Annotated in this window: 20 protein-coding genes; 8 read left to right on the plus strand and 12 right to left on the minus strand. The window is 68.9% G+C overall.

The annotated features are described in order from the left end of the window. Positions 1-48: 48 nt before the first annotated feature. Both H5393_RS08325 and H5393_RS08330 read right to left on the minus strand, forming a co-directional pair. The gene (locus H5393_RS08325; RefSeq protein ID WP_182762590.1) at positions 49-1,794 is read right to left on the minus strand and encodes a hypothetical protein; all 1,746 of its coding nucleotides are present in this window, start codon (positions 1,792-1,794) and stop codon (positions 49-51) included. Further along, on the minus strand, positions 1,791-2,306 hold the full coding sequence (locus H5393_RS08330; protein WP_198928318.1) for a SigE family RNA polymerase sigma factor: 516 nt from the start codon (positions 2,304-2,306) through the stop codon (positions 1,791-1,793). The genes H5393_RS08325 and H5393_RS08330 overlap by 4 nt, the downstream gene beginning before the upstream one ends. Before the next feature lie 381 nt (positions 2,307-2,687). Here H5393_RS08330 and H5393_RS08335 point away from each other — a divergent pair, with 381 nt between their 5' ends. From H5393_RS08335 to H5393_RS08345, 3 genes are all read left to right on the plus strand, one after another. Then, positions 2,688-2,951: a type II toxin-antitoxin system Phd/YefM family antitoxin gene (locus H5393_RS08335; protein ID WP_182762593.1), complete on the plus strand. Its 264-nt coding sequence runs from the start codon at positions 2,688-2,690 to the stop codon at positions 2,949-2,951. Next, entirely contained in the window at positions 2,948-3,211 is a 264-nt protein-coding gene (locus H5393_RS08340) for a type II toxin-antitoxin system RelE/ParE family toxin (protein WP_076063734.1), read from the plus strand. Before H5393_RS08335 ends, H5393_RS08340 begins: the two co-directional genes overlap by 4 nt. A 284-nt stretch (positions 3,212-3,495) precedes the next feature. Next, positions 3,496-3,846, plus strand: a complete 351-nt coding sequence (locus tag H5393_RS08345; protein WP_076063732.1) for a VOC family protein — start codon at positions 3,496-3,498, stop codon at positions 3,844-3,846. Positions 3,847-3,936: 90 nt separating this feature from the next. On the opposite strand, the gene H5393_RS08350 is transcribed toward H5393_RS08345, so the two are convergent. Further along, a complete protein-coding gene (locus tag H5393_RS08350; RefSeq protein ID WP_220488268.1) occupies positions 3,937-4,887 on the minus strand; it encodes a nuclease-related domain-containing protein in 951 nt (316 codons plus the stop codon). A 136-nt stretch (positions 4,888-5,023) separates the two neighbouring features. On the opposite strand from H5393_RS08350, the gene H5393_RS08355 reads away from it, so the two are divergent. Further along, on the plus strand, positions 5,024-6,601 hold the full coding sequence (locus H5393_RS08355) for a sulfite oxidase (protein WP_220488269.1): 1,578 nt from the start codon (positions 5,024-5,026) through the stop codon (positions 6,599-6,601). Between the two features lie 102 nt (positions 6,602-6,703). Next, entirely contained in the window at positions 6,704-7,228 is a 525-nt protein-coding gene (locus H5393_RS08360; protein WP_182762597.1) for a GyrI-like domain-containing protein, read from the plus strand. On the opposite strand, the gene H5393_RS08365 is transcribed toward H5393_RS08360, so the two are convergent. Beyond that, positions 7,209-7,913, minus strand: coding sequence for a hypothetical protein (locus H5393_RS08365; protein ID WP_182766259.1), 705 nt, complete (start codon positions 7,911-7,913; stop codon positions 7,209-7,211). The genes H5393_RS08360 and H5393_RS08365 overlap by 20 nt on opposite strands. A gap of 156 nt (positions 7,914-8,069) precedes the next feature. Here H5393_RS08365 and H5393_RS08370 point away from each other — a divergent pair, with 156 nt between their 5' ends. After that, a complete protein-coding gene (locus H5393_RS08370) occupies positions 8,070-8,681 on the plus strand; it encodes a protealysin inhibitor emfourin (RefSeq protein WP_182762600.1) in 612 nt (203 codons plus the stop codon). 25 nt (positions 8,682-8,706) lie between these two features. On the opposite strand, the gene H5393_RS08375 is transcribed toward H5393_RS08370, so the two are convergent. The 7 genes from H5393_RS08375 to H5393_RS08405 all read right to left on the minus strand — a co-directional run bounded on the left by H5393_RS08375 (position 8,707) and on the right by H5393_RS08405 (position 17,283). Further along, a complete protein-coding gene (locus tag H5393_RS08375) occupies positions 8,707-9,141 on the minus strand; it encodes an RbsD/FucU family protein (protein WP_182762602.1) in 435 nt (144 codons plus the stop codon). A 20-nt stretch (positions 9,142-9,161) separates the two neighbouring features. Continuing rightward, complete coding sequence (locus tag H5393_RS08380) at positions 9,162-10,148, minus strand: LacI family DNA-binding transcriptional regulator (RefSeq protein WP_182766260.1); 987 nt, start codon at positions 10,146-10,148, stop codon at positions 9,162-9,164. After that, positions 10,145-11,557 (minus strand): FGGY-family carbohydrate kinase, encoded by a 1,413-nt coding sequence (locus H5393_RS14870; RefSeq protein ID WP_182766261.1) that lies wholly within the window; start codon positions 11,555-11,557, stop codon positions 10,145-10,147. Before H5393_RS14870 ends, H5393_RS08380 begins: the two co-directional genes overlap by 4 nt. Before the next feature lie 75 nt (positions 11,558-11,632). Further along, positions 11,633-13,402 (minus strand): L-fucose isomerase, encoded by a 1,770-nt coding sequence (locus H5393_RS08390; RefSeq protein ID WP_076063714.1) that lies wholly within the window; start codon positions 13,400-13,402, stop codon positions 11,633-11,635. A 196-nt stretch (positions 13,403-13,598) separates the two neighbouring features. Beyond that, the gene (locus H5393_RS08395; RefSeq protein ID WP_245244077.1) at positions 13,599-14,678 is read right to left on the minus strand and encodes an ABC transporter substrate-binding protein; all 1,080 of its coding nucleotides are present in this window, start codon (positions 14,676-14,678) and stop codon (positions 13,599-13,601) included. An 86-nt stretch (positions 14,679-14,764) separates the two neighbouring features. After that, complete coding sequence (locus H5393_RS08400) at positions 14,765-15,766, minus strand: ABC transporter permease (protein ID WP_245244075.1); 1,002 nt, start codon at positions 15,764-15,766, stop codon at positions 14,765-14,767. Beyond that, positions 15,763-17,283, minus strand: a complete 1,521-nt coding sequence (locus tag H5393_RS08405) for a sugar ABC transporter ATP-binding protein (RefSeq protein ID WP_182762612.1) — start codon at positions 17,281-17,283, stop codon at positions 15,763-15,765. Before H5393_RS08405 ends, H5393_RS08400 begins: the two co-directional genes overlap by 4 nt. A 258-nt stretch (positions 17,284-17,541) precedes the next feature. On the opposite strand from H5393_RS08405, the gene H5393_RS14745 reads away from it, so the two are divergent. Together H5393_RS14745 and H5393_RS14750 are read left to right on the plus strand one after the other, a co-directional pair. Then, positions 17,542-20,706, plus strand: a complete 3,165-nt coding sequence (locus H5393_RS14745; protein WP_182766262.1) for a S8 family serine peptidase — start codon at positions 17,542-17,544, stop codon at positions 20,704-20,706. Positions 20,707-20,866: 160 nt separating this feature from the next. Then, positions 20,867-23,998 carry a S8 family serine peptidase gene (locus H5393_RS14750; protein ID WP_182766263.1) on the plus strand — a complete coding sequence of 1,044 codons (3,132 nt, stop codon included), beginning with the start codon at positions 20,867-20,869 and terminating at the stop codon, positions 23,996-23,998. Between the two features lie 71 nt (positions 23,999-24,069). Here H5393_RS14750 and fbaA read toward each other — a convergent pair whose 3' ends face one another. Beyond that, complete coding sequence (gene fbaA, locus H5393_RS08420) at positions 24,070-25,092, minus strand: class II fructose-bisphosphate aldolase (protein WP_182762619.1); 1,023 nt, start codon at positions 25,090-25,092, stop codon at positions 24,070-24,072. Positions 25,093-25,170 lie beyond the last annotated feature (78 nt).

The following is a 25,170-nucleotide window of genomic DNA, read 5'->3' on the forward strand; positions in this document are numbered from 1 at the left end:
ACGCCGAAAGCCTATCCAGCGGTTCCCTGGCCGCCCGGGCGGGCCGGGCTAGAGGCCGAAAACGCGGTCCAGCTGGGCCTGCACGTCCGGCGACGGGGTCCACACGCGCGGGCCATCGGCGATCCAACCGAACGAGCCGTCCTCGCCGCGGAGCAGCGTCATGGGCTCGCCGTACTTGTTGACCCACACCAAGGTGCCCTCGCCTGCGGCCCAGTCGTCGGGCTGCGGGGCACTCTCGAACGTGGCGGAGATGGCCTTGACCAGCTCCTGCGGCAGGTCCACCGGCAGCGCGCCGTCGGGGCCGAGGCAGGCCACGATCTGGGTGGCGCCCTCCGCCTCGGGGCTGAAAGGGACCAGCGAATCGGCCCGCGGGCACAGCTCCTGCGCGCCGTAATACATCCCGGCGCCCTCATCCCCGGTCTGTTCGTGGAACAGGTCCACCAGCACGCCGACAAGGTCGCCGTCCTTCTGGACCGCGCCCGTCGCCGGGCCGCAGCCGTCCGCCCGCACCGCCGCCACGTCGCCCTCCATCCCGGCGTACACCACGTACACCTCGGGCCGGGTGCCGTCGGACGGGAGGGCGCAGACCCCCTCGAGCACCGGGAGGCCGTTGAACGCCTCCACCGCGCGCTCCACGAACGCCGGCTCGTACAGGCCTCCGGGCGCGATCAGCCGGGGCCCACCCTCGGGGCTCTCGAAGCAGAAGTAGACGCCGGTGATGTCGCCCTCGATGACCGCAGGGGTTTCGGCGGCGGTGTTGCGCGCCGCGGTGCAGTCCGGCCGTTCCGGCACGTACGGCTGCTGGGTGACGGGGTTCCCGAGCTGGCCGACGAGGGCGTCGAGCTCTGCCGCGAGGTCGCCCTTCGGGCGCCAGACCTGGTTGGGGCCCACCACGTAGCTTCCGCTGGCGAAGCGGGTCAGCGTGACGGACTCGCCCCACGCGTTGGCGAGCACCAGCCGTGCGGTGGGCTCCCATTCGCCCAGGGCGCCGTCGACGGCGTTGGCGGCCACGTCGTCCTTGACGCGCTGGAGCACGTCCGTCGGCAGCTCGACGCCCTCGCTCTTGGTGCCGGTGCCGTCGTCGGGCCGGCACAGGGCGCCCTGCGTGGCGCCGTCGACCGTGGCCGGCAGGATGGCACCGATGGACGAGCAGACCTGCTCCGACGAGAGGCTGGACGTGGGCGCGGAGCCCTCGGCGCGCTGCGCCTGCCACAGGCCCGCGAGCGTGTCGAGGAACGCGTCACCGCCGGAGCGGTTGCCGACGCTGCGGCAGCCGTGCAGCTCGCCACGCACGGGCGTCATGGTGCCGTCGGCCGCCTCGGCGACCACGACGTAGGTGAGCGTGTACTCCATCGTGCAGGCCTGGTTCGGGTCGGCCTTCGGGAGCTCCCGGAATGCGGCCAGGGCCTCATCGACCCCCTGCGTCAGCGGGTCCTGCGGCCCGGTGCGGGAGAAGCCGATCTCACCCGGCTCGTCGCACAGCCACAGCCGGACGGCCTCCTCCGGAAACTCGTTGGCTGTGGACTGGTCCGCCCCGGAACACGCGGCCTCGCGGTCCTCGGCTGCAGTCGCCACCGGCTCGGTGCCGACGGGCGCAGGCACCGCGGTGTCGTTGGACTTGTTCACCAACTGCAACGCGAACGGGCTCACGACGGCGAGCGCGGCCACCATGGCCAGCGTGCCGACGGTCACCCGACGGCGACCCGCGCGACGGCGGGCATCCTCGGACCAGGCACCGTCGCCCGGGCGGGGCAGGTCGCGCTTGAACATCTCGGACAGCTGGTCGTCGCTCATGACCGTTCCTCCTCGGACAGGTGAAGCGAAGCGCGCAGAGCCGCGCGCCCCTGGGAGGTGTGTGCCTTGACGGTGCCCTCGGCGATGTCGAGCAGCTCCGCGACCTCGGTGACCGTGCGGTCCTCCAGGAACCGCAGCACCATCACCGCGCGCTGCATCTTCGGCAGCGCGGCCAAGGCCCGGACGACGTCCATGCTGACCGCCTGGTCTGCGCTGGCGGTCGGGCTGTCGGGCAGGTCGTCCGACGCCAGCTCGGCGTTCCACTTCCGCCGCCACCACGACACATAGGTGCGGTAGATGGTGGTGCGGACGTAGGCCTCGAACTTGGCGTCGTTGGCCAGCACGGTGTAGCGGCCGTAGGTGCGCCCGAGGGCGGTCTGGACCAGGTCGTCGGCCTTGTCGCGGTCGCCAGTGAGCAGCCACGCGGCCCGCCAGAGATCAGCGCGGCGGGCGCGGACGAACGAGTCGAAACCCACTGCCGTCTCGTCGACGGTGGGCTGGGCTTCGAACACGAGTACCTCCATACCTGTTACGACGCGTTGGCCCAAGTATGGGGTTTAGTCGCTGGGGCCGGCGATGGAAAACCTCCAACTATGTAGATGCACGGGCATCCATATTTGAGGAGGCCCGCACGCCTACATAGCTGGAGCCTTGACGCTCTGAGGGTCTGGCCTTTCATCGGGGCGTCGCAGGGGAACTCACAGGGTTCATGACCTTCGAAAGCGGCGTATCGCGTGGACTCCGCCCTTCGCGCGTCGTACCACCGCAGGCCCGGCTTGTTCATGCCCATGCCAAGTCGAGAACGTCCACAACTGCCGAGAGTCTCGTTCGTTCTGGGGACTGGAGCCGCTGAGTTGTACGATTCGGCTGTTCCAGCGGCTATCCTGGGTGTCATGACTGAGATGACTGTGAGCGACGCCCGGGCCCGCCTCGCCGATGTCGTGGACGCGGCCCGGGTCGGGCACGACCCGGTCTATCTGACCCGTCGCGGGCAGCGGGTGGCCGCGGTCATCGACGCCGACGACCTGGATCGGCTCATCGCGGCCGCGGAAGACCTGGCCGACCTCGAGGCCGCCCGTGCGGCACGTACCGAGATGGTCGATGGCGAGTCGGCGATCCCCTGGGAGCAGGTCAAGGCAGACCTCGGCCTGGCATGAGCTACCGGATCGAGGTCGCGCCCGCTGCGGTTCGACAGCTACGCAAGTTGGACAGGGGCGCCCAGCGGCGGGTCCAGGCGGCGATCGAACTGCTTGCCAGCGGACCGCGCCCTAGCGGTGCCAAGAAGCTGGTTGGCGGTGACGGTGAGTGGCGTGTCCGGACCGGTGACTATCGGATCGTCTACGAGATCCATGACAACGTGCTGCTCGTCCTCGTCGTTGCCATCGGCCACCGCCGCGACATCTACGAACGCCGGTAACCAACTCGCGCGGTCGACGCTTGGCTTCTGGAGCAGGTTGCTCCAGCCTATGACAGGCTGCGGGCAGACCCGGATGGTGCGCTGTCTGTAGGCGAGGTCCGTGCGCGGCTCGTGTCCCTGCGCGGCCAGTGACCTACACGGTCCGGTTCGCGCCGGAGGCGGCAGATCAACTCGAGGTGCTGTACCGGAAGATTGCTTCGTCAGCGTCGCCGCCGGTTGCTGCCGATGAGCACCCCCTGGCCCGGCTCTCGTAACAGTCTCCCAGTAGTGGCACACTCGCAAACATGAGGGTAGTGCGCATCATTCCGGACGTGCTGGTCAAGGACATCACCGCAGCCGACGACTTCTACGGCGACTACCTGGGTCTGCGTCGCGAAGACCTGGGCCTGGATTGGGTGACCCGCTACGTTGCTCCCTCGGGCGCCAACCTACAGTTGCTCACTCGAGACGGCGCTGCGTCCGATGCCCCAGCCATCTCGATCGCCGTTGACGATGTCGATGAGGCCTACGCCGAAGCCGTTCGTCGCGGGTACGAGATCGTTCACCCGCTCACAACCGAGCCGTGGGGCGTCCGCCGCTTCTTGGTACGAACACAAGACGGTCATGTCGTGAACATCCTGCGTCACCGCGAGTAGGCACGGATCTGCAGCGGTGCGCGAGGGAGACCTCTGCGGCTTGCCTGGCACCCCGGCACGACCGCCCGCACCGCCGCCGTCGGCGAGTGCTCACTCACCTGGTGGTGCCTGCTTCTGGCGCGGGAAGGCTTCGTGGAGTTGCCACTGGAGGTCCGCGATCTGCGCTTCGTCCAGCGGTCCGCGTTCGGTCAGTAGCGACTTGAGCTTCTTGGGCCACATCACTGCCACTTCGTTGACGGTGAACGCGCCGCCGAGCAGCGGCCAGTCCGCGTCAACGAAACACAGCACACCCCGCACTGGTACTTCTGGCCGCTCGGCCAGGGCGGCGCGGACCAGGTCTACCTGCTTCTGCATCCCCGTCACCAGCGCTGTCCGGTCTCGCCCCCCGACGGTCAACGACTCGGTTCGTGGCCTCAGCAAGCCTCCCTCGACTCGTAGCGCTGGCCGGGCGTTGCGGTAGCGCTTGGCGTCCACCACGAACACCCCGCTGGGGCACACGACCAGATGATCGATGTTCGCCCTGGTCCGGGGAATGCGGCGATCGTGCAGCACACGCAGCGAGTCCGCAGCCATGGACGCCAGCATGCCACCGAGCATCCGCTCGCCCTCAGCGCCCACCGACCAGGCCCGCGTCGACTGAGGGTCGTCGAAGACCGCCAGCAGGAACCGCCCCATACGCGGGTGGTTGCCCAATACCCGCTCGGCCCGGGCCGCATGGCGCCGCTGGTACTCGGCAGCCGCAGATGCGCCGCCCTGCCCATCAACCACCCCCAACGAGGGCACCTTCTCCACGTCAGGCCCTGGACGAACCGCATCAGCTGCGACGGCCGCGATGGTCTCGTCGACAACCACACCCGGAGCAGTGGGATCTGCTGGGCGCAGCGGAACCTGGGGAGGGCACGTCACGCAGGCCACCGTCTTGCTCGACCGGTCGTAGTCCGCGGTCGTGCCCGCACTCAATGCCGAGCCGCAGCTTGAGCAGGTGCCGGCATAGCGCAGCCGCATCCGCTTGACGTCCACCCGGGCCGCATCCTCAACCATGAGGAACAAAGTAGTGGTCCATCGACGGCGAATGTCGACGACGTCTCCGCTCGACCACCAAACCACGGGACCCCGAAAGCGGCTAAGACGCCGATCAAGACAACCCCGATTACGCGCCGCCTCGTAAACTCGTGATGTGAACGGCCTCCGAACAGGCACCCCCGGCGGGGTGCCCACACCGACCCTTCGGGACTCGGGAATCGCGGGCGCCGCGGCCACCGCCGTCGCGCTCGGCGTCTCCGAACTCGTGGGCGCGCTCCTGCCCGGCGGCCGGTCGCTGGTGGAGGCCGTGGGCGACACAGTGATCGATCTCGTCCCGGGCTGGCTCGAGCGATCGGCCATCGCGATCCTCGGCTCGGCGGACAAGCCTGTTCTCATCGTCGGGATTCTGGCCGTATCCCTCCTCGTGGGTGCAGGGCTGGGATGGGTGGCCCGTCGAAGCCTGCCGTTGGCCTCTGTCGGGCTGACAATCTTCGCCCTGGTGGGAGTCGTCGCTGCCATCGGGGACGAGCGCTCCACCGCCTGGGCCGTCATGGCGGCGGGCCTGGCCGGCGCGGCCAGCGGGATCATCGCCCTGATGATCCTCACCCGCGCCGCGTCAGCGCGGTCTGCCGCCCCGCCGGGAGCCGTCGGCCGCGGCGAGGCACGGCCGGGACGCCGAGCGTTCCTGCAGGCGGTCGCCATCGCGGTGGCCGTCGCCGGCGCCACCGCCGCGGCCGGCCGGTGGCTCACGTCGTCGCGCCGCGTAGAGGAGATCCGCGCGCTGCTGCGGCTACCCGCACCGGCAACGCCCGCTCCCCCGGCCCCGCCTGATGCGGACCTGGCGCTCGCCGGGCTGACTCCGCTGTACATCGCCAACGACGACTTCTACAGGATCGACACCGCCCTCTCCATTCCCCAGGTCGATCCGGAGCAATGGTCGCTGGAGGTCCGCGGCCTGGTGGATCGCCCGTTCACCCTGACCTACGACGATCTGTTGGCGATGCCGCACGTCGAAACCGACATCACGCTGACCTGCGTCTCCAACGAGGTGGGCGGAGGCCTGGTCGGAAACGCCCGGTGGCAGGGCGTGCCCCTCCGGGCCCTGCTGGAACGCGCCGGGGTGCAGGACGGCGCCACCCAACTGCTGAGCAGATCGGTGGACGGGTTCACCGCAGGCTTCCCCACGGAGACCGCAATGGAGGGTGGCGCGCTGGTGGCCCTGGGGATGAACGGCGAGCCGCTCCCGGCCCTACACGGCTTCCCGGCCCGCCTCGTGGTGCCCGGTCTCTACGGGTACGTCTCGGCCACCAAGTGGCTGTCCGTCATCGAACTGACCACCTTCGAAGCCGAGGCCGGGTACTGGATCCCCCGCGGATGGGCGCGCGAGGGTCCCATCAAGACGCAGTCCCGCGTCGACGTCCCCCGCGCGGGGTCCAGCGTGACGGCGGGGCGCCAGCCGATCGCCGGCGTGGCATGGGCACCCACCCGCGGCATCGAGATGGTGGAGGTCAGCATCGACGGCGGCCCGTGGAAGGAGGCGCGCCTCGCCGCGAGCCTCAGCGTCGACACGTGGCGCCAGTGGGTCTACGAATGGGACGCGACGCCCGGGTCCCACACCATCGCGGTGCGGGCCAGCGACGGTTTGGGGGACACGCAGACCGACGTGCGCACACCGGTCGCGCCCGACGGTGCATCGGGGCACCACACCATCGAGGTGAGGGTGGAGCAGTGAGCGGGGATAGAGGCCTGTTCACGCGCGACCCGCGCGGGTAAAGTTGCTGGCCACGCGGGCCGACGCCGTCTCGTCGGCCCGAATCCCAATGAGGGGAAGATCATGACTGACGCCCACCCGGCCCCGTACTACACAGGCCCTGCCCGCACCGATGTGGAGTTCCTAGAGGTGGCGGAGATCCCCACCGTGGTGCAGAAGTTCACCGACTATCCGCTCTCCGCGATGTCCCAGGCGATGGACGGCGCCGTGTCCGCTCTGTTCCCCGCGCTGGAGGCTCAGGGGCTCCATCCGGTCGGCCCGGTGTTCACCCTCTACTATCAGATGCCCGGAGTGAATGCGACCTTCGAGGTGGGGGTGCCGGTCGACCGCCCCCTGACCACACCTGTCACAACCCCATCCGGGGCCTCGCTCCACGGCTCGGTCCTTCCGGGCGGCCCCATCGCGACCGTCTCGCACGTCGGCTCCTACGACCGGCTGGGCGAGGCCTGGGGCGTCTTCCTCGAGAAGGTCGAGTCTGCCCACAGGAAGGCGGGGCTTCCCTTCTGGGAGATCTACCTGACCGAGCCCACCCCCGAGGCCGACCCGGAGTCGATGCGCACGGAACTCGTCATCGTGCTGGCCGACTGACGCCCTGGATTCGGGCGCGCAGCTCATGCTCGTCCACCGACACCACATGGAGGGTGAAGGCGCGGCCGTCTTCGAGTTCGACGCTCAACCCATCCTGGGCGGGCCGCCAGTGTCCTGGGACTTCGACGGGGCCATCACCGGGGGCGTCGTGCACGGCAACGAAGGAGCCGCTGCCGTCCACCGCGAATCCCGCCACCGAGCGTGACAGCGGAGCCTCCTCCCGAGGGACATAGACGCCGACTCCGTCGTCGTCGGTGCGGATGGGGCCACGCCAGTCGCGGAACAGGCCCGCTGGGACGTCGGCGGGCCCGACGGGGTGGAAGAACGCGTGACCGAAGGCAGTAGACCGGACGGCGTGGAAGGGATAGGTGACCGTGGCGTCGTCACCCTCGCCGGCCACCTCGCGGAAGTACACATCCACCGTGCCGCCGCGGATCCCCAGGGTGTGCAGCTGAATCTCCTCAATGGCGACACCGGCTCCGTGACCGCGTGGGCCCAGCGCGACAACCGTCACCACCTCCGTGTCCCAGTCGACCGGGTCCTCCATGGGCGGCTCACCATCGAAGAACTCAACGAAGGCAGCGTGGTCACGCAGCACCGTCGAAACGGGGTCGCGGGGGCCGTCGTCGGCCTGGGCCAGGGTGGTGAAATCGAGGGGTTCGGTGTCCGGAGTAGGGATGGGCATGGTGGGTCCTCCTTCTCCCTTGGCGAGGGTGTTCCCACCCTAACCGGGAGCATGCGCACATAAGGCAGATGCGAACCCTCTTCCTTTGCCGGGGGCAGGTGGCTAGGCTCACCTGACCGCCTGGAAGCGTCAACCCCGCCCAGCTAGGAGCGCACCATGACCGCCGCTGATCACCCCGCCGTCGTCGCACTGTCTGCCGCCATCGAGAATGCCGCCAACCTCCTGCGGATCCCCAGGGAGGGCGTCGCGCTGGAGGGCATGGAGGCGCGGGACTGGCCCGATTCCTGCCTGGGTCTCGCCGAGGACGACGACGCGTGCGCGGACGTCATCACGCCGGGCTACCTCATCCGGCTGGGCGACGGCTTCACCTACCACGCCGATCAGCAGGGCAATGTGCGCCGGGCCCGGGGGGACAACCCGCGTCCCGACACCGAGATCAGGCTGCGCTACTCCGTCTCCGGCGGTATCGCCGGCCGGTCCACCTCCTACGAGACCGACAGCTACCAGCTGACCAAGGCTGAAGATGATGAGCTCCGCCGCCTCATCACGGAGGCGGACTTCTTCACCATCCCCAACTCCCTGCCTGACTCACCGGTGGCGGACGGCATCACGGCGCGACTCTGGATCGCGGTCGGAAGGCGCTCCCACGAGGTGGTCCGGGGCGACGGCATCGACGCGGAGGACACCGAGGCCTTCCACGCGCTGGTGGCGTGGGTGGATGCGCGGACGCCTCCGTTGTTCCCGGAGGTTTCCGGCAACCTGGTCTGACCCCGCTCTCCGCGTCAACCAGCGACTACTGGCGAACACCGATCGTCAGCAGCAGGTTCGCGTAGATGCGCTGCTCGCCCGAGGCGATCACGATGCCGACGTCGTCCTTCTTCGCCTCGTCGTAGAAGTCCCAACGGGGGATCTCCACGAACTCGACGCCGGGCAGGGCCGCCTTGTACTCGTCGTGGGCGTCGATCTTCTCGGGGCGCAGCTCCGGCGGGGCGTCGGCGGCGGGCACCATGATGCCGGCCTGCTCAATGGGGACGGCCTGCTTCAGCACGTCAAGGATCTGCGAGACGTTGAGCAGCCCGGGCGCGAGGTTGAGGTAGATGCGGCGGGCGCGCGGGTTGGCGCCCGTCTCGTGGGGGTAGTTGCCGTCGGTGATGAGGATCTTGCTGCCGTGACCGGCGCGGCCAAGCGCGTTCAGCAGCTCGGGGTGGATCATGGGGCCGTTGAGCATGGGGGTTTCCTTTCGGGTGGTTACGTGCTGTCGCGGACGATCAGCGTGGGCGTGATCAACGACGACTCCGCGGGCTCGCCGTTCAACAACAGGTTCAACGCCTTCACGGCCTGCTCCCCCATCGTGAAGAAGTCCTGCCGGACGGTGGTGAGGCCGGGCAGGAACCACTCGGAACCCGGCACGTCGTCGTAGCCGACGACCCGCACGTCGCCGGGCACCCGGCGGCCGGCCAGCTGCAGCGCCGACATGGCGCCCAGCGCCAACTGGTCGTTGGCAGCGAAGATCGCGTCGACGTCCGGCGGCAGGTCCGGCACCAGGGCAGCCGCGGCGGAGGCGTCCCAGGAGTTGGCGAACAGCACGGTGGGCTCCAGGCCCGCCTTGCCCATGGCCAACTTGTAGCCCTCCAGGCGCTCCTGCGCGTCGATCCAGTCCTGCGGACCGGCCACGTGCAGGATGCGCTGCGCACCGCGGCTGATGAGGTGGTCCACAGCGGCCACCGCCCCCGCCCGGTGGTCCACAGCCACGCCGACGGCCGGCGACGGGAGGTCCTTCGTCTCGCCCACGCACACCGTCGGGAGGCGGCTGGCGATGGTGTCGATCCACGGCCGAGACTCCGCCCGCCCGCCGAGCACGATCACGCCGTCGGCGCTCACCGGCACCAGGTGATGCAGCTCCCGATGGTCGATGTCCGGCGACCCGAACACGGAGGTGGACGTGTGCAACTCGAGGTTGGACAGCGCCTGGCAGATGGCGACGAACGACGTGGCGTGTCCGTGGAACAGCGGCACGGCGTCGATGATGTGCACGGAGCCGGTGCGCGCCGCAGACAGGGAGCGGGCGGCGAGGTTGGGCTGGTAGTTGAGCCGCTCGATGGCCTCCAGCACCCGCGCGCGGGTGGCCTCGGCCACCACGTCGACGCCCCGCACCACGCGGGAGACGGTCTGGATGGAGACCCCGGAGGCCTCGGCGATGTCTCGCAGGTTGGCGCGTTGCTGCCCGGCCCTCATGACCGCGGCTCGAAGGTCTCGGTACGGGCGGTGCTGGCGATGACGTCGTTGCGGTTGGCCGGGTCCAGGTGGCCCATGATCTCCAACTGCGCCAGCAGCGAGCCGAGCACGGAGGCCTCCACGGGCCCCGCGATCACCGGCACCCCCAGCGCATCGGCGGTCAGTTGGCACAACAACTTGTTGCGCGACCCGCCCCCCACCAGGTTCAACTGCGTGGCGGGAGTTCCGGTGAGGGCTGCGAGGTCGGCGATGCCGCGGGCGTAGCGGGCCGCGAACGACTCCAGCACCACCCGCGTGACCGCCCCTTCGTCGAGGTCGTCAACGGCGACACCCTGGGCAGCGAGCGCCTCCAGCACCCGCCTCTCCATCTCGCCCTTCAGCACGAACTGCGGCTCGTCGGGGTTGATGGTGGCACCCAGCGACGGCGAGGCCTCGGCCCGCCGGATGAGCTCCACGATGTCGTGGATGCGGCCCTGTTGCTCCCAGTCTCGCTGGAGTTCCTGCAGGATCCACAGGCCGGTGATGTTGAACAGGGGGCGCAGGCCGTCGTCGGCGCGCGCCTCGTTGGTGAGGCCCAGCGCGCGGGCCTCGTCGGAGAGCAGCGGTTCGTCGCGCAGCACGCCCAGCACGGACCATGAGCCGCAGCTCAGGAAGTACGAGTCCTGGCTCACGTCGCGCTGCAGCGCGTGCACGGCGCAGGCGGTGTCGTGGGCACCGGCGCGCACCACGGTGAGCTGCTCGAGCCCCTCGACGATGCACCGGCCCACCACGTTGAGCTCGTTCGTCACGTCGCCCACCCACGAGCGCGGGATGCCCAGCGCCTCGAACACCTCGTCGGAGAATTCGTGGGCGCCTGGGCGGATCAGCGCCGACGACGACGCGTGGGAACGCGACCAGCCGCGGGCGCCGGACAGCAGATAGGTGAAGTAGTCAGGCAGCAGGAGGATCTGCGACGTCCTGGCCGCCACCTCCGGCTCCTCCTGAAGGAACGCGAACAGCTGGTTCGCGGTGTTGATGGTGGCCGGCGCGATACCGGTGGCGGCCCACAGGGCCTCGTCGGATAGGCGCTCGCGGAAGGCCTCATGGGTGCGGATCGTGCGCTCGTCCCGGTACGCGCGGCCGGGAGTCAGCTCCATGCCGTCGTCGCCGAGTGCCACGTAGTCGACTCCCCAGGTGTCGACGGAGACGCTCACCGCGTCGGGGAAGCGGGCGACGGCGTCGCGGAGCCCCTCGACCACCTCGCCCCAGATGACATCGAGATCCCAGGAGAGGTACCCGTCGCGCATCCGGGCCTCGTGCGGAAAGCGGCGGACTTCGACTTCCTCGATGCGGCCGTCGCGGAACGTGCCGGCGATCACTCGCCCGGTCGACGACCCGAGATCAACCGCAAGGGCGGTGACGGTGGACACTTCTCTCCTCCTGGATGGTGGTGCGCGTTCCCTGGGCCAGCCGCGCACGGCCGGCCCAGGGAACCAACAGCGCTACTAGTTGTACATCGGGCCGAACTGGGCGCAGGCGCGGAAGTCTGCTCCCTCGAGGTCAGCCGTGCCGAAGCCCAGCCAGTTCTTCGGGCGGAAGATCCGCTCGCGCTCCACGTTGTGCATGTTCACCGGGATGCGGAGCATCGACGCCAGCGTGATCAGCTGGTGGCCGATGTGACCGTACGAGATGGCGCCGTGGTTGGCGCCCCAGGCGTTCATGACCTCGTAGACGCTGGTGAAGGCACCCTCGCCCGTCAGGTTCGGCACGAACCAGGTGGTGGGCCACCCGGGATCCGTGCGCAGTTCGATGGTCTTGGCCACCTCGTCGGGCAGTTCGACGGTGTAGCCCTCGGCGATCTGCATGACCGGGCCGAGGCCATCGACCCAGTTGATGCGCGTCATCGTGACGGGCACCTCACCGGCGGAGCGGAAGTGCGTCGAGAAGCCACCGCCGCGGAAGTAGCCGGTGTTGGCAGGATGGAACGTCGTCTCGTCGATCATCGCCTGGATGTCGTCGTCGCTGAGTTCCCACCAGGGCTTGATGCAGGGGTTGCCGTCGGCGTCCTTGGCGGCGAACGTGCCGTCGAGGGTGGTGGCGCCGGAGTTGCGCAGGTCGATGACACCCGCCGCTGCGCGACCCTCGGGACGGTGGCCCGTGACGCGCTCGATGGCGTCGGCGCTCCAGTAGGTGCGCACGTCGGAGAAGATCTGCGCCGTGTTGGTCAACAGGTAGTTGAACATCATCGACGCGCCGTTGAGGTTGTCGTTCTCCGTGGCCTGGATGAGGGGCTGCCTCTTGCCGTTCCAGTCGAACTGCGTGTTGAGCAGCGTCTCCATCAGGTCGCCGTTGGGCAGGTAGTCGGTCCACTGACGCTGGCCCTGGAAGCCGGAGACGAGCGCGCCGTGACCGACGGCCTCCTCCTCGAAGCCCATCTCGGCGAGCTTCGGGTTGCCGATCATCAGGTCACGGCCGATGAGCACCATCTTGGTGCTCCACTCCCACCACTTCTCGTGGTCCTCGGCGGAGCGCTGCCACTCCTCGGGGTTGAAGTCCTCACCCTGCTTGAGGTTCTCGCGCACCCACGTGTACGCAATCTCGTATTCGTCCTTGTCGTAGATGCCCAGGTTGATGCGACGCTCGATCTCGACCATGTCGATGTACTCGTTGCGCATGCCCAGCCAGTAGTTCCAGAACTCCTCCTTCACCACGCAGCCGGCGATGCCCATGGACACGCCACCGATGGAGAGGAACGACTGGCCGCGCATCAAGGCGACGGCGAGGCCGGCCTGTGCGTAGTCCAGCAGGCGCTGACGCACGTCGGCCGGGATGGACTCGTCGTCGGCGTCCTGCACCTCTTCGCCGTAGATACCGAAGGCGGGGATGCCCAGCTGTGCGTGGCCGGCCAGCGCGGCGGCCAGGTAGACGGCACCCGGACGCTCGGAGCCGTTGAAGCCCCAGATCGCGTGCGGCATGGTGCGGTCCATGTCGATGGTCTCGGAGCCGTAGCACCAGCACGGCGTGACCGAGAGGGTGAGGCCGACGTTCTCGGCCTTGAACTTCGCGGCGGCGGCCTGGGCCTCCGGCACGCGACCGATCGTCGAGTCGGCGATGACCACCTGGACGGGGGTCCCGTCGGGGTACTTCAGCTCAGACTCGTAGAGTTCCTTGACGCGCAGCGCCATACCCATCGTCTGGTCCTCGAGCGCCTCGCGCACGCCGTTACGCCGGCCGTCGATGATGGGACGGATACCGATCTTCGGGTAGTTGGTCACGAATCACACCTTCTTTGTTCGTTACTAGTGGTTCAGGTTTCCGGCACGGTGTGCTCCGCGCAGGCGGCCGGGTGGCTGCGTCGGATGAAAAGGGGCCCCTGTCTGCGTGTCCCACGCGAGGCAGGCAAACGCGGACAGGCGCCCCTAGGGATTGTTCATGAGGTGGGGTGGGCCCGGGCGGGCCCACCCTCACGCATCACTCGTAGAGGTTGGCGGCGATCTCGGGATCCTCGATGTTCGAGGCGTCGTACCAGGCGAAGCCGGAGTCGATGACCTTCGGCAGCTCCTGTCCGTTGATGGCCTTGATGGCGGCGACGACGGTCTCGTAGCCCATCTTGACGGGGGCCTGGGTCACGGCGCCGGCCTGGTCGCCGGACTTGATGGCCTCGATCTGGGTCTTGCCGGAGTCGAAGCCCACGACGACGACCTCAGCGCCGGATTCCTTGGCGCCCTGGATGGCGCCGGTGGCGGCGGCCTCGTTGGTGCCGTAGATGCCCTTGAGCTCGGTGTTGGCCTGGATCATGGACTTGGCGGTGTTGGCGGCGAGGTCGACCGCGCCGGCAACCTGGGGCTCGAGAACGGTGACGTCAGGAGCGTTGTCCTTGATCCAGTTCTGGAAGCCGTCGCAACGCTGCTTGCCGGTGGCGGAGGTCTGGTCGTGGCAGATCAGGCCAACCTGGCCGGAGCCACCGATGAGTTCGACCATGTGCTCAGCGGCGTTCTCAGCGGCTGCGGTGTTGTCGGTCGAGACGGTGGTCAGCGGGATGTCGGAGTCCACACCGGAGTCGAAGGCGATGATCGGGATGTTCGCAGCCTCGATCTCGTTGAGGAGATCCGAAGCGGCGCCCGAGTCGAGGGCGGCGAAGCCGATGGCGGCGGGCTTGGAGTCCAGGGCCGTCTTCAGCTGGTTGAGCTGCTCGGTGACCTGGGTCTCGTCCTGCGGGCCGACGAACTGAACCTTGTAGCCCAGCTCTTCGCCGGCCTGCTCAGCGCCTTCCTTCACGGCCTGCCAGAAGCGGTGCTGGAAGCCCTTGGAGACGAGGTAGATGGTCTGCGTGCCGTCGCCCTTGGGGACATCGCCGTCCGCAGGGGCTTCTTCAGAAGCGGATTCGGAGGGGGACTCTTCCTCAGCCGGGGCCGAGGTCTCTTCCGCGGGTGCCGAAGCGCTGGTCTCCTCTGCCGGGGCGGGAGCTTCGGTCTCGGTGGAGGTGGACGTGCCGCAGGCGGTGAGGCCCAGGCTGAGCACGGCTCCGAGAGCCAGTGCGGAGCGCAACATGCGCATAGCGGTTCCTTTCGGTTGTTGGGAGGACCGCCCTCCCGGTACAGGGTGTTGTTGTGCGTGAGTGGTGGACGGGGGGCGGGTCAGACCGCAGCAGCTCTGGCGCGGCGGACGTTGTCGATGAACACGGCCAGCAGGACGACGACGCCAGTGGCGACGAGCTGCCATTCCTGTGCGATGCCCATCATCTGGAGGCCCTTGCGGAGGGTCTCCATGATGAGTGCGCCGACGACGGTGCCGATGATGTTGGCACGGCCACCGGCGAGTGAGGTGCCACCGATGACGACGGCGGCGATGACGTTGAGTTCGAAGCCCACGCCCTCAGCGGGTTGGACGAAGCCGAACCGCGACGAGTAGAGGATGGCGCCGAAGGCCATGAAGACGCCGGCGGTGACGTAGACCATCGTCTTCCAGAACCGCACATTGACGCCGGAGAGGCGGGTGGCCTCCTCGTTGGAGCCGATGGCGATGGCGTAGCGGCCGAGCAGCGTCTTGTTGAGCATGACGCCGGCGATGATCGCGAAGAGGATGAACCACAGGATGGCGTTCTTGAGGCCGGGGATGAGCTCGCCGTTGAACAGCCAGGTGTACTGCGGGTTCTTGATGCTGATGGTCTGCTTGTCCGACACGACGAGCGCCAGGCCGCGGGCCGCCATCATCATCGCCAGCGTGGCGATGAACGGTGGTAGGCCGAGGAAGGCGATGTTGAAGCCGTTGATCAGGCCGATGAACGCGCCGACGAGGATGGTCAGCGCGAGGCCCGCGCCCAGCGGCAGGTTCAGCCACGGGTCGGCCGCGAGGAACGCGCCCGCCGCGACGGCGACCAGGCTCATGCCCGTGCCGACCGAGAGGTCGATGCCGGCCGTCGCGATCACGAAGGTCGCGCCCAACGCCATCACACCGACGTAGGCCGACTGGGAGACGATGTCCAGCGCGACGCCGAGCGTGGCGAAGTTGGGCGCCACGAGCATGAAGACGATGTAGATCAGGACCAGCGCGAGGAAGACGAAAATCTGCTGAAGCGACGACTTCAGGTAGCCCTGGACCGGGCTCGTCGTCTGCTTGGTGGTGGCTTGAGTGCTCACGCTGCGGTTCCTTTCAACTGAGCCTTGCCGAGGGTGGCGAGCTCCATGATGCTTTCCTGGGTGGCGTCCTCGTTGTCGAGGATGCCGGTGATGTGTCCGTGCGCCATCACGACGATGCGGTGCGAGACGCGCAGCACCTCCGGCAGTTCGGAGGAGATGACGATGATGGCCTTGCCCGCGGCGCTCAACTGTTCGATGAGGTCGTAGATCTCCTCCTTGGCACCCACGTCGATGCCTCGGGTGGGCTCGTCGAAGATGAGGATGTCGGAGTTACGCACGAGCCACTTCGCGATGACGACCTTCTGCTGGTTGCCACCGGAGAGCTTGCCGAGGAGCTGGTTGACCGACGGCGTCTTGACCTTGAGCTTGTCGGAGAACTCCTTGCCGACGGTGCGGATCTTGCCGTCGAGGACGAACCCGCCGATGCTGAAGTCGTTCATGGCGGCGAGCACGGCGTTGTACTTGATGTCCTGCTCGAGCAGCAGGCCGTAGGTCTTGCGGTCCTCGGAGAGGTAGCCGATGCCTGCGCGCACCGCGTCTGCGGCGGAGCGGATGTTGATCTTCTTGCCGTGCACGTGGATGTCGCCGGAGGTGCGGGGGTCTGCGCCGAAGACTGCGCGGGCCACCTCGGTGCGGCCGGCGCCGACGAGGCCGGCGAAGCCGAGCACCTCGCCCTTGCGCACGTCGAAGTTGATGTCGTGGAGGAGCTTCCTGGTGTTGAGGTTCTCCACCTTGAGCAGCACCTCGTCGCTGTCGACGGTGGTGCGGGGTCGCGCGTCGCCCGAGACCTCGCGGCCCACCATCATCGAGATGATCTCGCGGATCTCCACCTCGTCGGTGGTGACGGTGCCGATGTACTGGCCGTCGCGCAGCACGGACACCCGGTCTGTGATCTCCTCGATCTCCGGCATGCGGTGCGAGATGTAGATCAGGCCGGTCTCCGGGGTGACGAAGTCGCGGATCATGCCGAACAGGGCGTCGGTCTCCGAGATGGTCAGCGCCGCGGTGGGCTCGTCCATGATCAGGATCTTGGTGGACTCGAACGACAGGGCGCGCGCGATCTCCACCATCTGCTGCCGGGCCACCGAGAGGTCGCCGACGCGGGAAGTGGGGCGGATGCTCATCCCGAGGCGTTCGAAGAGCTCGCTCGCCTCGCGGTTGAGTGCCTTGTCGTCGACGAAGCCGCCCTTGCTGCTGCCGGGGCGCCCGAGGTACAGGTTCTGGGCGACGGTGAGGTCCGGCACCATGTTGAGTTCCTGGTGGATGATGCTCAGGCCCAGATCACGGGCGTGGTTCACGTCGCGGACGGTGACCTTCTGGCCCTGCAGCCAGATCTCCGCGCCCGGATCCGGCGTGTAGATGCCCGTCAGGATCTTCATCAGCGTGGACTTGCCGGCACCGTTCTCGCCGCACAGACCCAGCACCTCGCCGGCGTTGAGGTCCAAATGGACGTTCTGCAACGCTTTGACGCCTGGAAACGTCTTGCTGACGTTCTTCAGCTCAAGAAGTTTGCTCACGTGTACTCCTTCGTACTTTCGCCGGAAATCCCGCAACTATGCGGCTCTCTGAACGACGATGTTAACGCTAGCACTCCTCCACGATTGATGCAGGGTTTGTTATCAAACCGTGACTCATCGCTCTTCGGATACGACACCGCCGCCGATTCAGCCGTCCCCCGGGCCATGCCTTCGATGACACCACCTCCCCGGAAGCCGCGTGGCTGGCCCGACGAACCGCTAGGTTGCCAGCCAGACCACCATTGCGAGGAGAAACCCATGCCCCTGCCCTCCGCCTGGAGGCGCGCAGCGACGGTTGCCATTGCGGCCATCGTCGGGCTCGCACCCCTGACCGCCTCAGCAGACCCCGGAGACCCGGACCTGCGTGTGCCGCGCGACAGCGCCGCCGCCGAAGAGCGCACCGCCCGCTGGCTGAACGCCACCAAGTGGTTCGTCGAGTTCGAGAGCGAGCCCACCGCCAGCGGCGGCAGCCGCACAACGATCCAGCGTCAACACCGCTCGTTCGCCGAGGAGGCGCGCCGCGCGGGCCGCCCCGCGAACGTCATCAGGAACTACGAGCGCCTCTTCAACGGCGTGGCCGTCACCGCTGACACCGCCACCGCCGAGCAGTACGCAGAGCTCCCCGGAGTCAAGGCCGTCCACCCGGTGCGCATCTTCTCCGTGCCGGAACCGCAGGACGTCACCCCACGGCTGATCACCGCCATCGCGCAGACCGGCGCGGACATCGCCCAGACCGAGCTCGGCCTCACCGGTGAGGGCGTCAAGGTGGGCATCATCGACACGGGCATCGACATCGACCATCCGGATTTCGGCGGCAGCGGCACCAACGGCTCCACCGCCTTCCCCAGCGCGCGGGTGGCCTACGGTCACGACTTCGTCGGTGACGACTACAACGCCGACCCCACGTCGACCTCCTACCAGCCCGTCCCGAAGCCCGACGGCCGCCCGGACGACTGCCAGGGCCACGGCACCCACGTGGCCGGCATCGTCGGCGCCTCCGGTGAGGTCACCGGTGTCGCCCCCGGTGTCACCCTCGGCGCCTACCGCGTCTTCGGCTGTGAAGGCTCCGTCGACGACCAGGTGATCCTCGATGCGCTGGAGCGCGCGGAGGCCGACGGCATGGACGTGGTCAACATGAGCCTCGGTGCCGACTTCGACTCCTCTCCCGAAGCCCCCACCTCCAAGGCCTCGGACCGCCTGGTGCGCAACGGCGTCGTCGTGGTCAACGCCGCAGGCAACGCCGGCGACCGCTACACCATGACGGTGGGCTCACCCGGCACGGCCAGCCTGGCCATCAACGTGGCGTCCTTCGACAACTCGCACGTGACCATGGACGAAGTGCTGTTCACCACGGCCAACGGCCCAGTCTCCGCCGGATTCCTCAGTGCTGAGGGCTCGCCGGGCGCGACGTCGGCACTGAACAACCTGCCGCTCGCGCGCACCACGGACCCGCTGAACTGCGAGGCGGAGACCGCTGATCTCACCGGCAAGGTGGCCATCGCCCAGCGCGGCACCTGCACCTTCCACCAGAAGGCCGCCAACGCCCAGGCCGCCGGCGCCGAGGCGCTGGTCATCTACAACAACGAACCCGGCTTCATCAACGCCACCGTCGAGGGCGAGGTGAGCATCACCATCCCGGTGGTCACCGTCACCCAGGCCGTGGGCACCTCCGTGGTGGGCGCGCTCCCCGCCACCATCCAGTTCACCGGCGGGGAGAGTCAGCAGCCCAACCCCACCGGCGGGCTGATCTCGGACTTCTCCTCCTGGGGTCTGGCCGCAGACCTGACCCTGCAGCCGGATCTCGGCGCGCCGGGCGGATCCATCCGCTCCACCTACCCGCTGGAGAAGGCCGACGGTTACGCCACCCTGTCCGGCACCTCCATGGCCGCACCGCACGTGGCCGGCGCCGTGGCGCTCATGCTGGAGAACGCGCCGTCGATGACCCCGGCGGAGATCCGCAGCCGGCTGCAGAACAGCGCCGTGCCCGCCGCCATCGCCGAACTTCCCGACGAGGGCATCCTCGACGCGGCCCACCGTCAGGGCGCCGGCCTGATCCGCGTCGACCGGGCGCTGCAGGACGGCTTCGTCGTCTCGCCGGGCAAGATCTCCGCCGGCGAATCCGCCGACGGCGCCCACACCGAGACGCTGACCATCACCAACGTCACCGACGCCCCCGTCACCTGGGCGCTGTCCTACGAGGACGCGCTCAGCACCTACCTGGAGACCGATCCGGACTGGGGCGACGGCACGCAGAACACCGTCGGCTACAACCTGTTCGCCTCGCAGGTGTCCTTCTCCGCGCCGAGCGTCACCGTGCCCGCCGGCGGCGCGGCCACCGTCGACGTCACGATCAACGCGGACCCGGAGGCCCCGGAGGGCGCCCAGTACTCGGGCTTCGTCCACCTGACCTCCGACGAGGGAGCCACCGCCGTGTCCGTGCCGTTCGCCGGCATGGCGGGCGACTACGGCAACCTCGAGATCTTCCCGGAGATCTGGGACCTCCCGGCAGTGGTCGAGATCACCGCCTGCTCCTTCTGGGACGAGGGCCAGTGCGTGGACCCGGACGTCGACTACGAGATCGTCGACGCCGGACGCATCTTCACCGGCGGCGAGGACCTGCCGACGGTGGCCTTGCACCAGGCCGTGCCGGTGCAGAAGCTGACCATCGACGTGCTGCGCGCAGACGCCAAGGGCAACCCCATCGACGCCAGCCGCGCCACGGTGCTCAGCTTCGACCACCTGGGACGCTCCGAATTCGAGTCGCTGTACACGTGGAACGGCCAGCTGCCCAACGACGCCGGCCTGCTCGTCCCGGCCACGCCCGGCAACTACGTGATCCAGGTCACGGGCGTCGCGGCGGACGGCGACGGCGGCAGCCAGAGCTGGACGTCGGCGGCCTTCGGGTGGATGAACACCCCGGTCGCGTCGCCCAGCCCGAAACCCTCGGTGCCGGGGGCGAAGCCGACGGTGACCGTCACGAAGTCGCCTGCGTCCGAGCTGCCGGCCGACGTGTACAACACGCCGGGCATGCACGAGGTCAACGGCCGCAAGTGGTTCACCGCATGTGAGGACTACTCGCAGACGGTGCGCTGCCGCACGATGATCTGGGCCACCACCGTGATCCAGGCCGACGACGGCTCGTTCGTGCCGCGCAGCGGGTGGGCGTTCAACAACCTCACCTACCTCCCGCACATGACGCGGGCGCAGTGGGGCACCAACCCGCTGGCCGTCAACGGCACCTGGAAGGGCACCGACGGCCGCACGTGGCGCACCGAATGCGACACGGCGACGACGGGGCGCGGCGGCTGCCGCTCCTACATCACCGCCAGCGTGATCGAGGCCTACCCGGCGGCTGACGGTGGCTACGCCTACCGCTGGGTCACGAAGGAGATCCTCAACAACATGGTCCGCTTCAAGAACTGACCAGCGGCACCTGAAGCACCCCGAGGGGGCCCGGCGGCACGGTCGCCGGGCCCCCTCTGCACCTGCCCCGGAGGTGCCGGGACCCCCAGACCTGGGGCGGAGGCGCGAAGCCGTCGCGGACCAGTAGGTTGTGCTCAGCCCTTGGCAACGGAAGGACGCCATGTTCCAGCAACGTTGGTGGCGCACGGCGATGACTTCGCTCGTCGTCGCCGCTCTCACCCTCTCCCCCGCGGTCTCGCGGGCCGACGACCAGACCGCCGCCACGGTGGACCTGGGCAACCTCGCCGACCACGTGACCACCCCCTCGGCAGAACTCGGGAAGACCTGGCCCACCGGGGAGTGGTTCGTCGAATTCCGTTCCCAGCCGACGGTCTCCGGCGGCAGGCAGACGCAGCTCCAGCGTGACCGCTCGGCCTTCACCGCAGAGGCGCGTGCCGCGAGCCTGCCTGCCGAGGTGAACCGCGTCTACACGCGGCTGTTCAACGGCGTCACCGTCCGCGCCGACGACGCGCAGGCCAGGAAACTGGCCGGGCTGCGCTCGGTCAGGTCGGTCCAGCCGGTGCTGGGCCTGCGCGTTCCCACGGCCCCGCCGTCGGCCGACGGCTCGCCCACCAGGCCGGCGCTGGCCATGATCGGCGCCGACAGGGCGCAGAGCGCGCTCGGCGTGACGGGCCGGGGCGTGAAGGTCGGCATCATCGACTCCGGCGTCGACTACACCCACCCGGATCTGGGCGGCACCGGCTCCGGGACGACGTTCCCCACCGCCCGCGTGGCCTACGGCCGGGACTTCATCGGCGACCACTGGAGCCCCTCCCCCGACGAGGAGGCCGGCGCCGGCGAGATCGCCCCGGACAGGGATCCCATGGACTGCCTCGGCCACGGCACACACGTGGCCGGCACCGTCGGCGGCGCGGGCGCGGTCGTCGGCGTGGCCCCCGAGGCGACGCTGGGCGCCTACAAGGTGCTCACCTGCAGCGGCGACACCACCATGGCCGTCGTCCTCGACGCCATGGAGCGCGCCACCGCCGACGGCATGGACGTGGTCAACATGAGCCTCGGCTGGCCGTTCCAGAGCTCGCCGAACCACCCGCTGTCGCAGGCCGGTGACCGCATGGTCGACGCGGGCGTCGTCCTGGTGGTGGCCGCGGGCAACGAGGGCGAGATGGGCACGCAGACGCTGCGGGCCCCCTCGGTGGCGGAGAAGGCCATCGCGGTTGCCTCGTTCGACTCGACGAGCATCGCCACCCCCGAGGTGGTGTTCACTCCGGCCTCCGGCGATCCCATCCGCTCCGGCTACACCGTCATGTCCGCCGCTCCCGTGCCGACGGGTTTCACCGGCGAACTGGCCAGGTTCAGCGACCCGCTCCAGTGCAAGCTGGACCCCGCGCTGGAGGGCAGGATCGCGTTGCTCCCCGGCACCGGCGGCTGCGACGTCGAGCGGCGCACGCAGCTCGCGCTGGACTCCGGCGCCATCGGCGTGGTGCTCCACGGCGACTACTTCTCCTGGGAGTGGGCCGAGGTCAACGACATCCCCATGATCGGCATCCTCGCCGACGCCGGGCGTCAGGTGGTCCAGGCGCTGGCGAACGGCCCGGTGACCGTGACCGTCCCGGGTACGTTCATCGACGACCCCAACCCGTACACCCCCGGCCTGGCCTCGTCGTTCACCTCCTGGGGACTCGACGCGGAACTGGGCCTGAAGCCCGACCTGGCGGCCCCGGGCGGCGACGTCTATTCGACGCTGCCGCTGTCGATGGGCGGCCACGGGCTGTCGTCGGGCACCTCGATGGCCGCGCCGCACGTCGCCGGCGCCGCCGCGCTCCTCCTGCAGCGCAACCCCGGCTACACCCCCGTCGAGATCCGCACCCGGCTGCAGAACACCGCCACCCCCGCCGTCTACTCGTTCATGCCCCAATCGGGCGTCCTCGACGCGGCCCACCGCCAGGGCGCCGGCCTGATCCACGTGGACCGGGCCATCACGCAGCAGCACCTCGTCACCCCGTCGAAGCTGGCCACCGGGCAGTCCGCGGACGGCCCGTTCCGCCAGACGCTCACGCTGACCAACGCGACGGACGCCCCCGTCACCTGGCGGGCCTCGCACGACGACGCGGTGACGAGCTCGGTCGCCTGGGGCGAATCCAGGACGCAGAACCGGCCGGACTTCACGCAGGAAGCCGCCGAGGTCGCCTTTTCGGCACCCACGGTCACGGTTCCCGCCGGCGGCAGCGCCACCGTCGACGTCACGATCGACGCGCCGGAGACCGCCCCGGACACCGCCATCTACAGCGGTTTCCTGCAGTTCACGACGGACGGTGACTCCCTCCGGGTCCCCTTCGCCGGCATGAAGGGCGACTACGGCGACGCGCCCCTGCTGTTCCCGCAGGCCAGCGCCAGCGCGCCGTTCCTCGGCGTGCTGTGGGGCTGCGCCGAGGTGGAGGGCCGCCAGTGCACCGATTCCATGCCGGCCTTCGGCGTCCGGGAGGACGACACGCCCTACGACGAGTGGCAGCTGCCCGCCGTCGGGTTCACGCTGGGCACTCCCGCCTCGGCCGTCACGCTGTCGGTGCTGGCCACCGACACCCAGGGAACGCCGGTCGAGAGGTCCGAGCAGGAGGTCTACACCGAGCCCGCTCCGTGGCGCTCACCGGAGGCCAACTTCGCCGCCTGGGACGGCATGCTGGCCGGCGCCGACGGCGAACCGATGCCCGCCCCGCACGGCACCTACGCCCTGCGGATCACCGTGACCAACTCCGACACCCCGGCGCTGACCGAGACCTGGACGTCGCCGTCGTTCACCTGGCTGGAGGCCATCGAACCGGAGGAGCCCAGCCCGGAGCCGACGCGAAGGCCGACCACAGCCGCCCCGAGGCCCGAGGTCAGGGACGTCTACAACACGCCGGGCCTACACATGGTCAACGGCCGGCAGTGGTTCACGGCCTGCGAGCCGTACTCGCAGACGGTGCGCTGCCGCACGATGATCATGGCCACCACCGTCACCGAGACGGCCGGGGCGTTCACCCAGACGACGGGGTGGGTGTTCAACAACCTCACCTACCTGCCGCGGATGACGCGCGCCCAGTGGGGCACCAACCCGTTGGCCCGGGGCGGCGCCTGGACATCGGCCGACGGCCGCACGTGGCGCACCGAGTGCGACACCGCCGCCACGGGCCGCGGCGGCTGCCGCACCTACCTGGGCGCCAGCGTCATCGCGGCGCTGCCCACGGCGGGCGGCGGCACCCAGTACACCTGGGTGACGAAGGAGGTCCTCAACAACATCGTCCGGTTCCGCTGACCTGACGAAAACAACTGCGGCCGGCCCCCGAGGGGACCGGCCGCAGCATTGTTCAGTGCGTCAGCGAGGCGTCACTTGGACGACTGGCCGGCGGAGCGGAGCTGCTGGCAGGCCTCCACGACGCGGGCGGCCATGCCGGCCTCGGCTGCCTTGCCCCAGGCGCGGGGGTCGTACAGCTTCTTGTTGCCGACCTCACCGTCGATCTTCAGCACACCGTCGTAGTTCTTGAACATGTGCGTGACGACCGGGCGGGTGAAGGCGTACTGGGTGTCGGTGTCGATGTTCATCTTGATGACACCGTGGTCGACCGCGTCGGAGATCTCCTGCGCGGTGGAGCCGGAACCGCCGTGGAACACGAGGTCGAACGGCTTCTCCTTGCCGTACTTGGCGCCGACGGCGTCCTGGATCTCCTTGAGGAGCTCCGGGCGCAGCTTGACGGCACCCGGCTTGTACACGCCGTGCACGTTGCCGAAGGTGAGGGCCGTCATGTAGCGGCCCTTCTCGCCGAGGCCGAGGACCTCGATGGTGCGCAGGCCGTCTTCGACGGTGGTGTAGAGCTTCTCGTTGATGGCGGCTTCGACGCCGTCCTCTTCGCCGCCGACGACGCCGACCTCGATCTCGAGGACGATGTTGGCCTTGGCGCAACGCTCGAGGAGCTCAGCAGCGATCTGCAGGTTCTCCTCCATGGGAACGGCGGAACCGTCCCACATGTGCGACTGGAACAGCGGCAGTTCGCCACGGGCGACGCGCTCCTCCGAGATGGAGAGCAGCGGACGCACGAAGCTGTCCAGCTTGTCCTTCGGGCAGTGGTCCGTGTGGAGCGCCACGTTGACCGGGTAGTTCTTGGCGACTTCCTGGGCGTAGGCCGCGAAAGCGGCTGCGCCGGCGATCTTGTCCTTGATGGTGGGGCCGGAGAAGTACTCGGCGCCGCCGGTGGAGACCTGCAGAATGCCGTCCGAGCCTGCTTCGGCGAAGCCCTGGAGAGCGGCGTTGAGGGTCTGCGAGGAGGAGACGTTGATGGCCGGGTAGGCGAACTTGCCCGCCTTGGCCCGGTCGAGCATCTCCGTGTAGACCTCAGGAGTTGCAACTGGCATGGGAGCCCCTTTTTTCTCGATGAAAACTGGTTCCCGCCCAGCCTATCGCGTCGGCTGGATTCCACACCGTCTGGGTCC

It is taken from the genome of Tessaracoccus sp. MC1756 (genome assembly GCF_014164735.1).
In the GTDB taxonomy this organism is placed as follows: Bacteria; Actinomycetota; Actinomycetes; order Propionibacteriales; family Propionibacteriaceae; genus Arachnia.

Bases quoted from the DNA above. Each gene is read 5' to 3' on its own strand.
- H5393_RS08365 (WP_182766259.1), bottom strand. From the start codon at position 7,913: ATGCCCATCCCTACTCCGGACACCGAACCCCTCGATTTCACCACCCTG.
- H5393_RS08325 (WP_182762590.1), bottom strand. From the start codon at position 1,794: ATGAGCGACGACCAGCTGTCCGAGATGTTCAAGCGCGACCTGCCCCGC.
- H5393_RS08350 (WP_220488268.1), bottom strand. From the start codon at position 4,887: ATGGTTGAGGATGCGGCCCGGGTGGACGTCAAGCGGATGCGGCTGCGC.
- H5393_RS08395 (WP_245244077.1), bottom strand. From the start codon at position 14,678: ATGTTGCGCTCCGCACTGGCTCTCGGAGCCGTGCTCAGCCTGGGCCTC.
- H5393_RS08375 (WP_182762602.1), bottom strand. From the start codon at position 9,141: ATGCTCAACGGCCCCATGATCCACCCCGAGCTGCTGAACGCGCTTGGC.
- H5393_RS08370 (WP_182762600.1), top strand. From the start codon at position 8,070: ATGACCGCCGCTGATCACCCCGCCGTCGTCGCACTGTCTGCCGCCATC.
- H5393_RS08380 (WP_182766260.1), bottom strand. From the start codon at position 10,148: ATGAGGGCCGGGCAGCAACGCGCCAACCTGCGAGACATCGCCGAGGCC.
- H5393_RS08360 (WP_182762597.1), top strand. From the start codon at position 6,704: ATGACTGACGCCCACCCGGCCCCGTACTACACAGGCCCTGCCCGCACC.
- H5393_RS08345 (WP_076063732.1), top strand. From the start codon at position 3,496: ATGAGGGTAGTGCGCATCATTCCGGACGTGCTGGTCAAGGACATCACC.
- H5393_RS14745 (WP_182766262.1), top strand. From the start codon at position 17,542: ATGCCCCTGCCCTCCGCCTGGAGGCGCGCAGCGACGGTTGCCATTGCG.
- fbaA (WP_182762619.1), bottom strand. From the start codon at position 25,092: ATGCCAGTTGCAACTCCTGAGGTCTACACGGAGATGCTCGACCGGGCC.
- H5393_RS14750 (WP_182766263.1), top strand. From the start codon at position 20,867: ATGTTCCAGCAACGTTGGTGGCGCACGGCGATGACTTCGCTCGTCGTC.
- H5393_RS08335 (WP_182762593.1), top strand. From the start codon at position 2,688: ATGACTGAGATGACTGTGAGCGACGCCCGGGCCCGCCTCGCCGATGTC.
- H5393_RS08340 (WP_076063734.1), top strand. From the start codon at position 2,948: ATGAGCTACCGGATCGAGGTCGCGCCCGCTGCGGTTCGACAGCTACGC.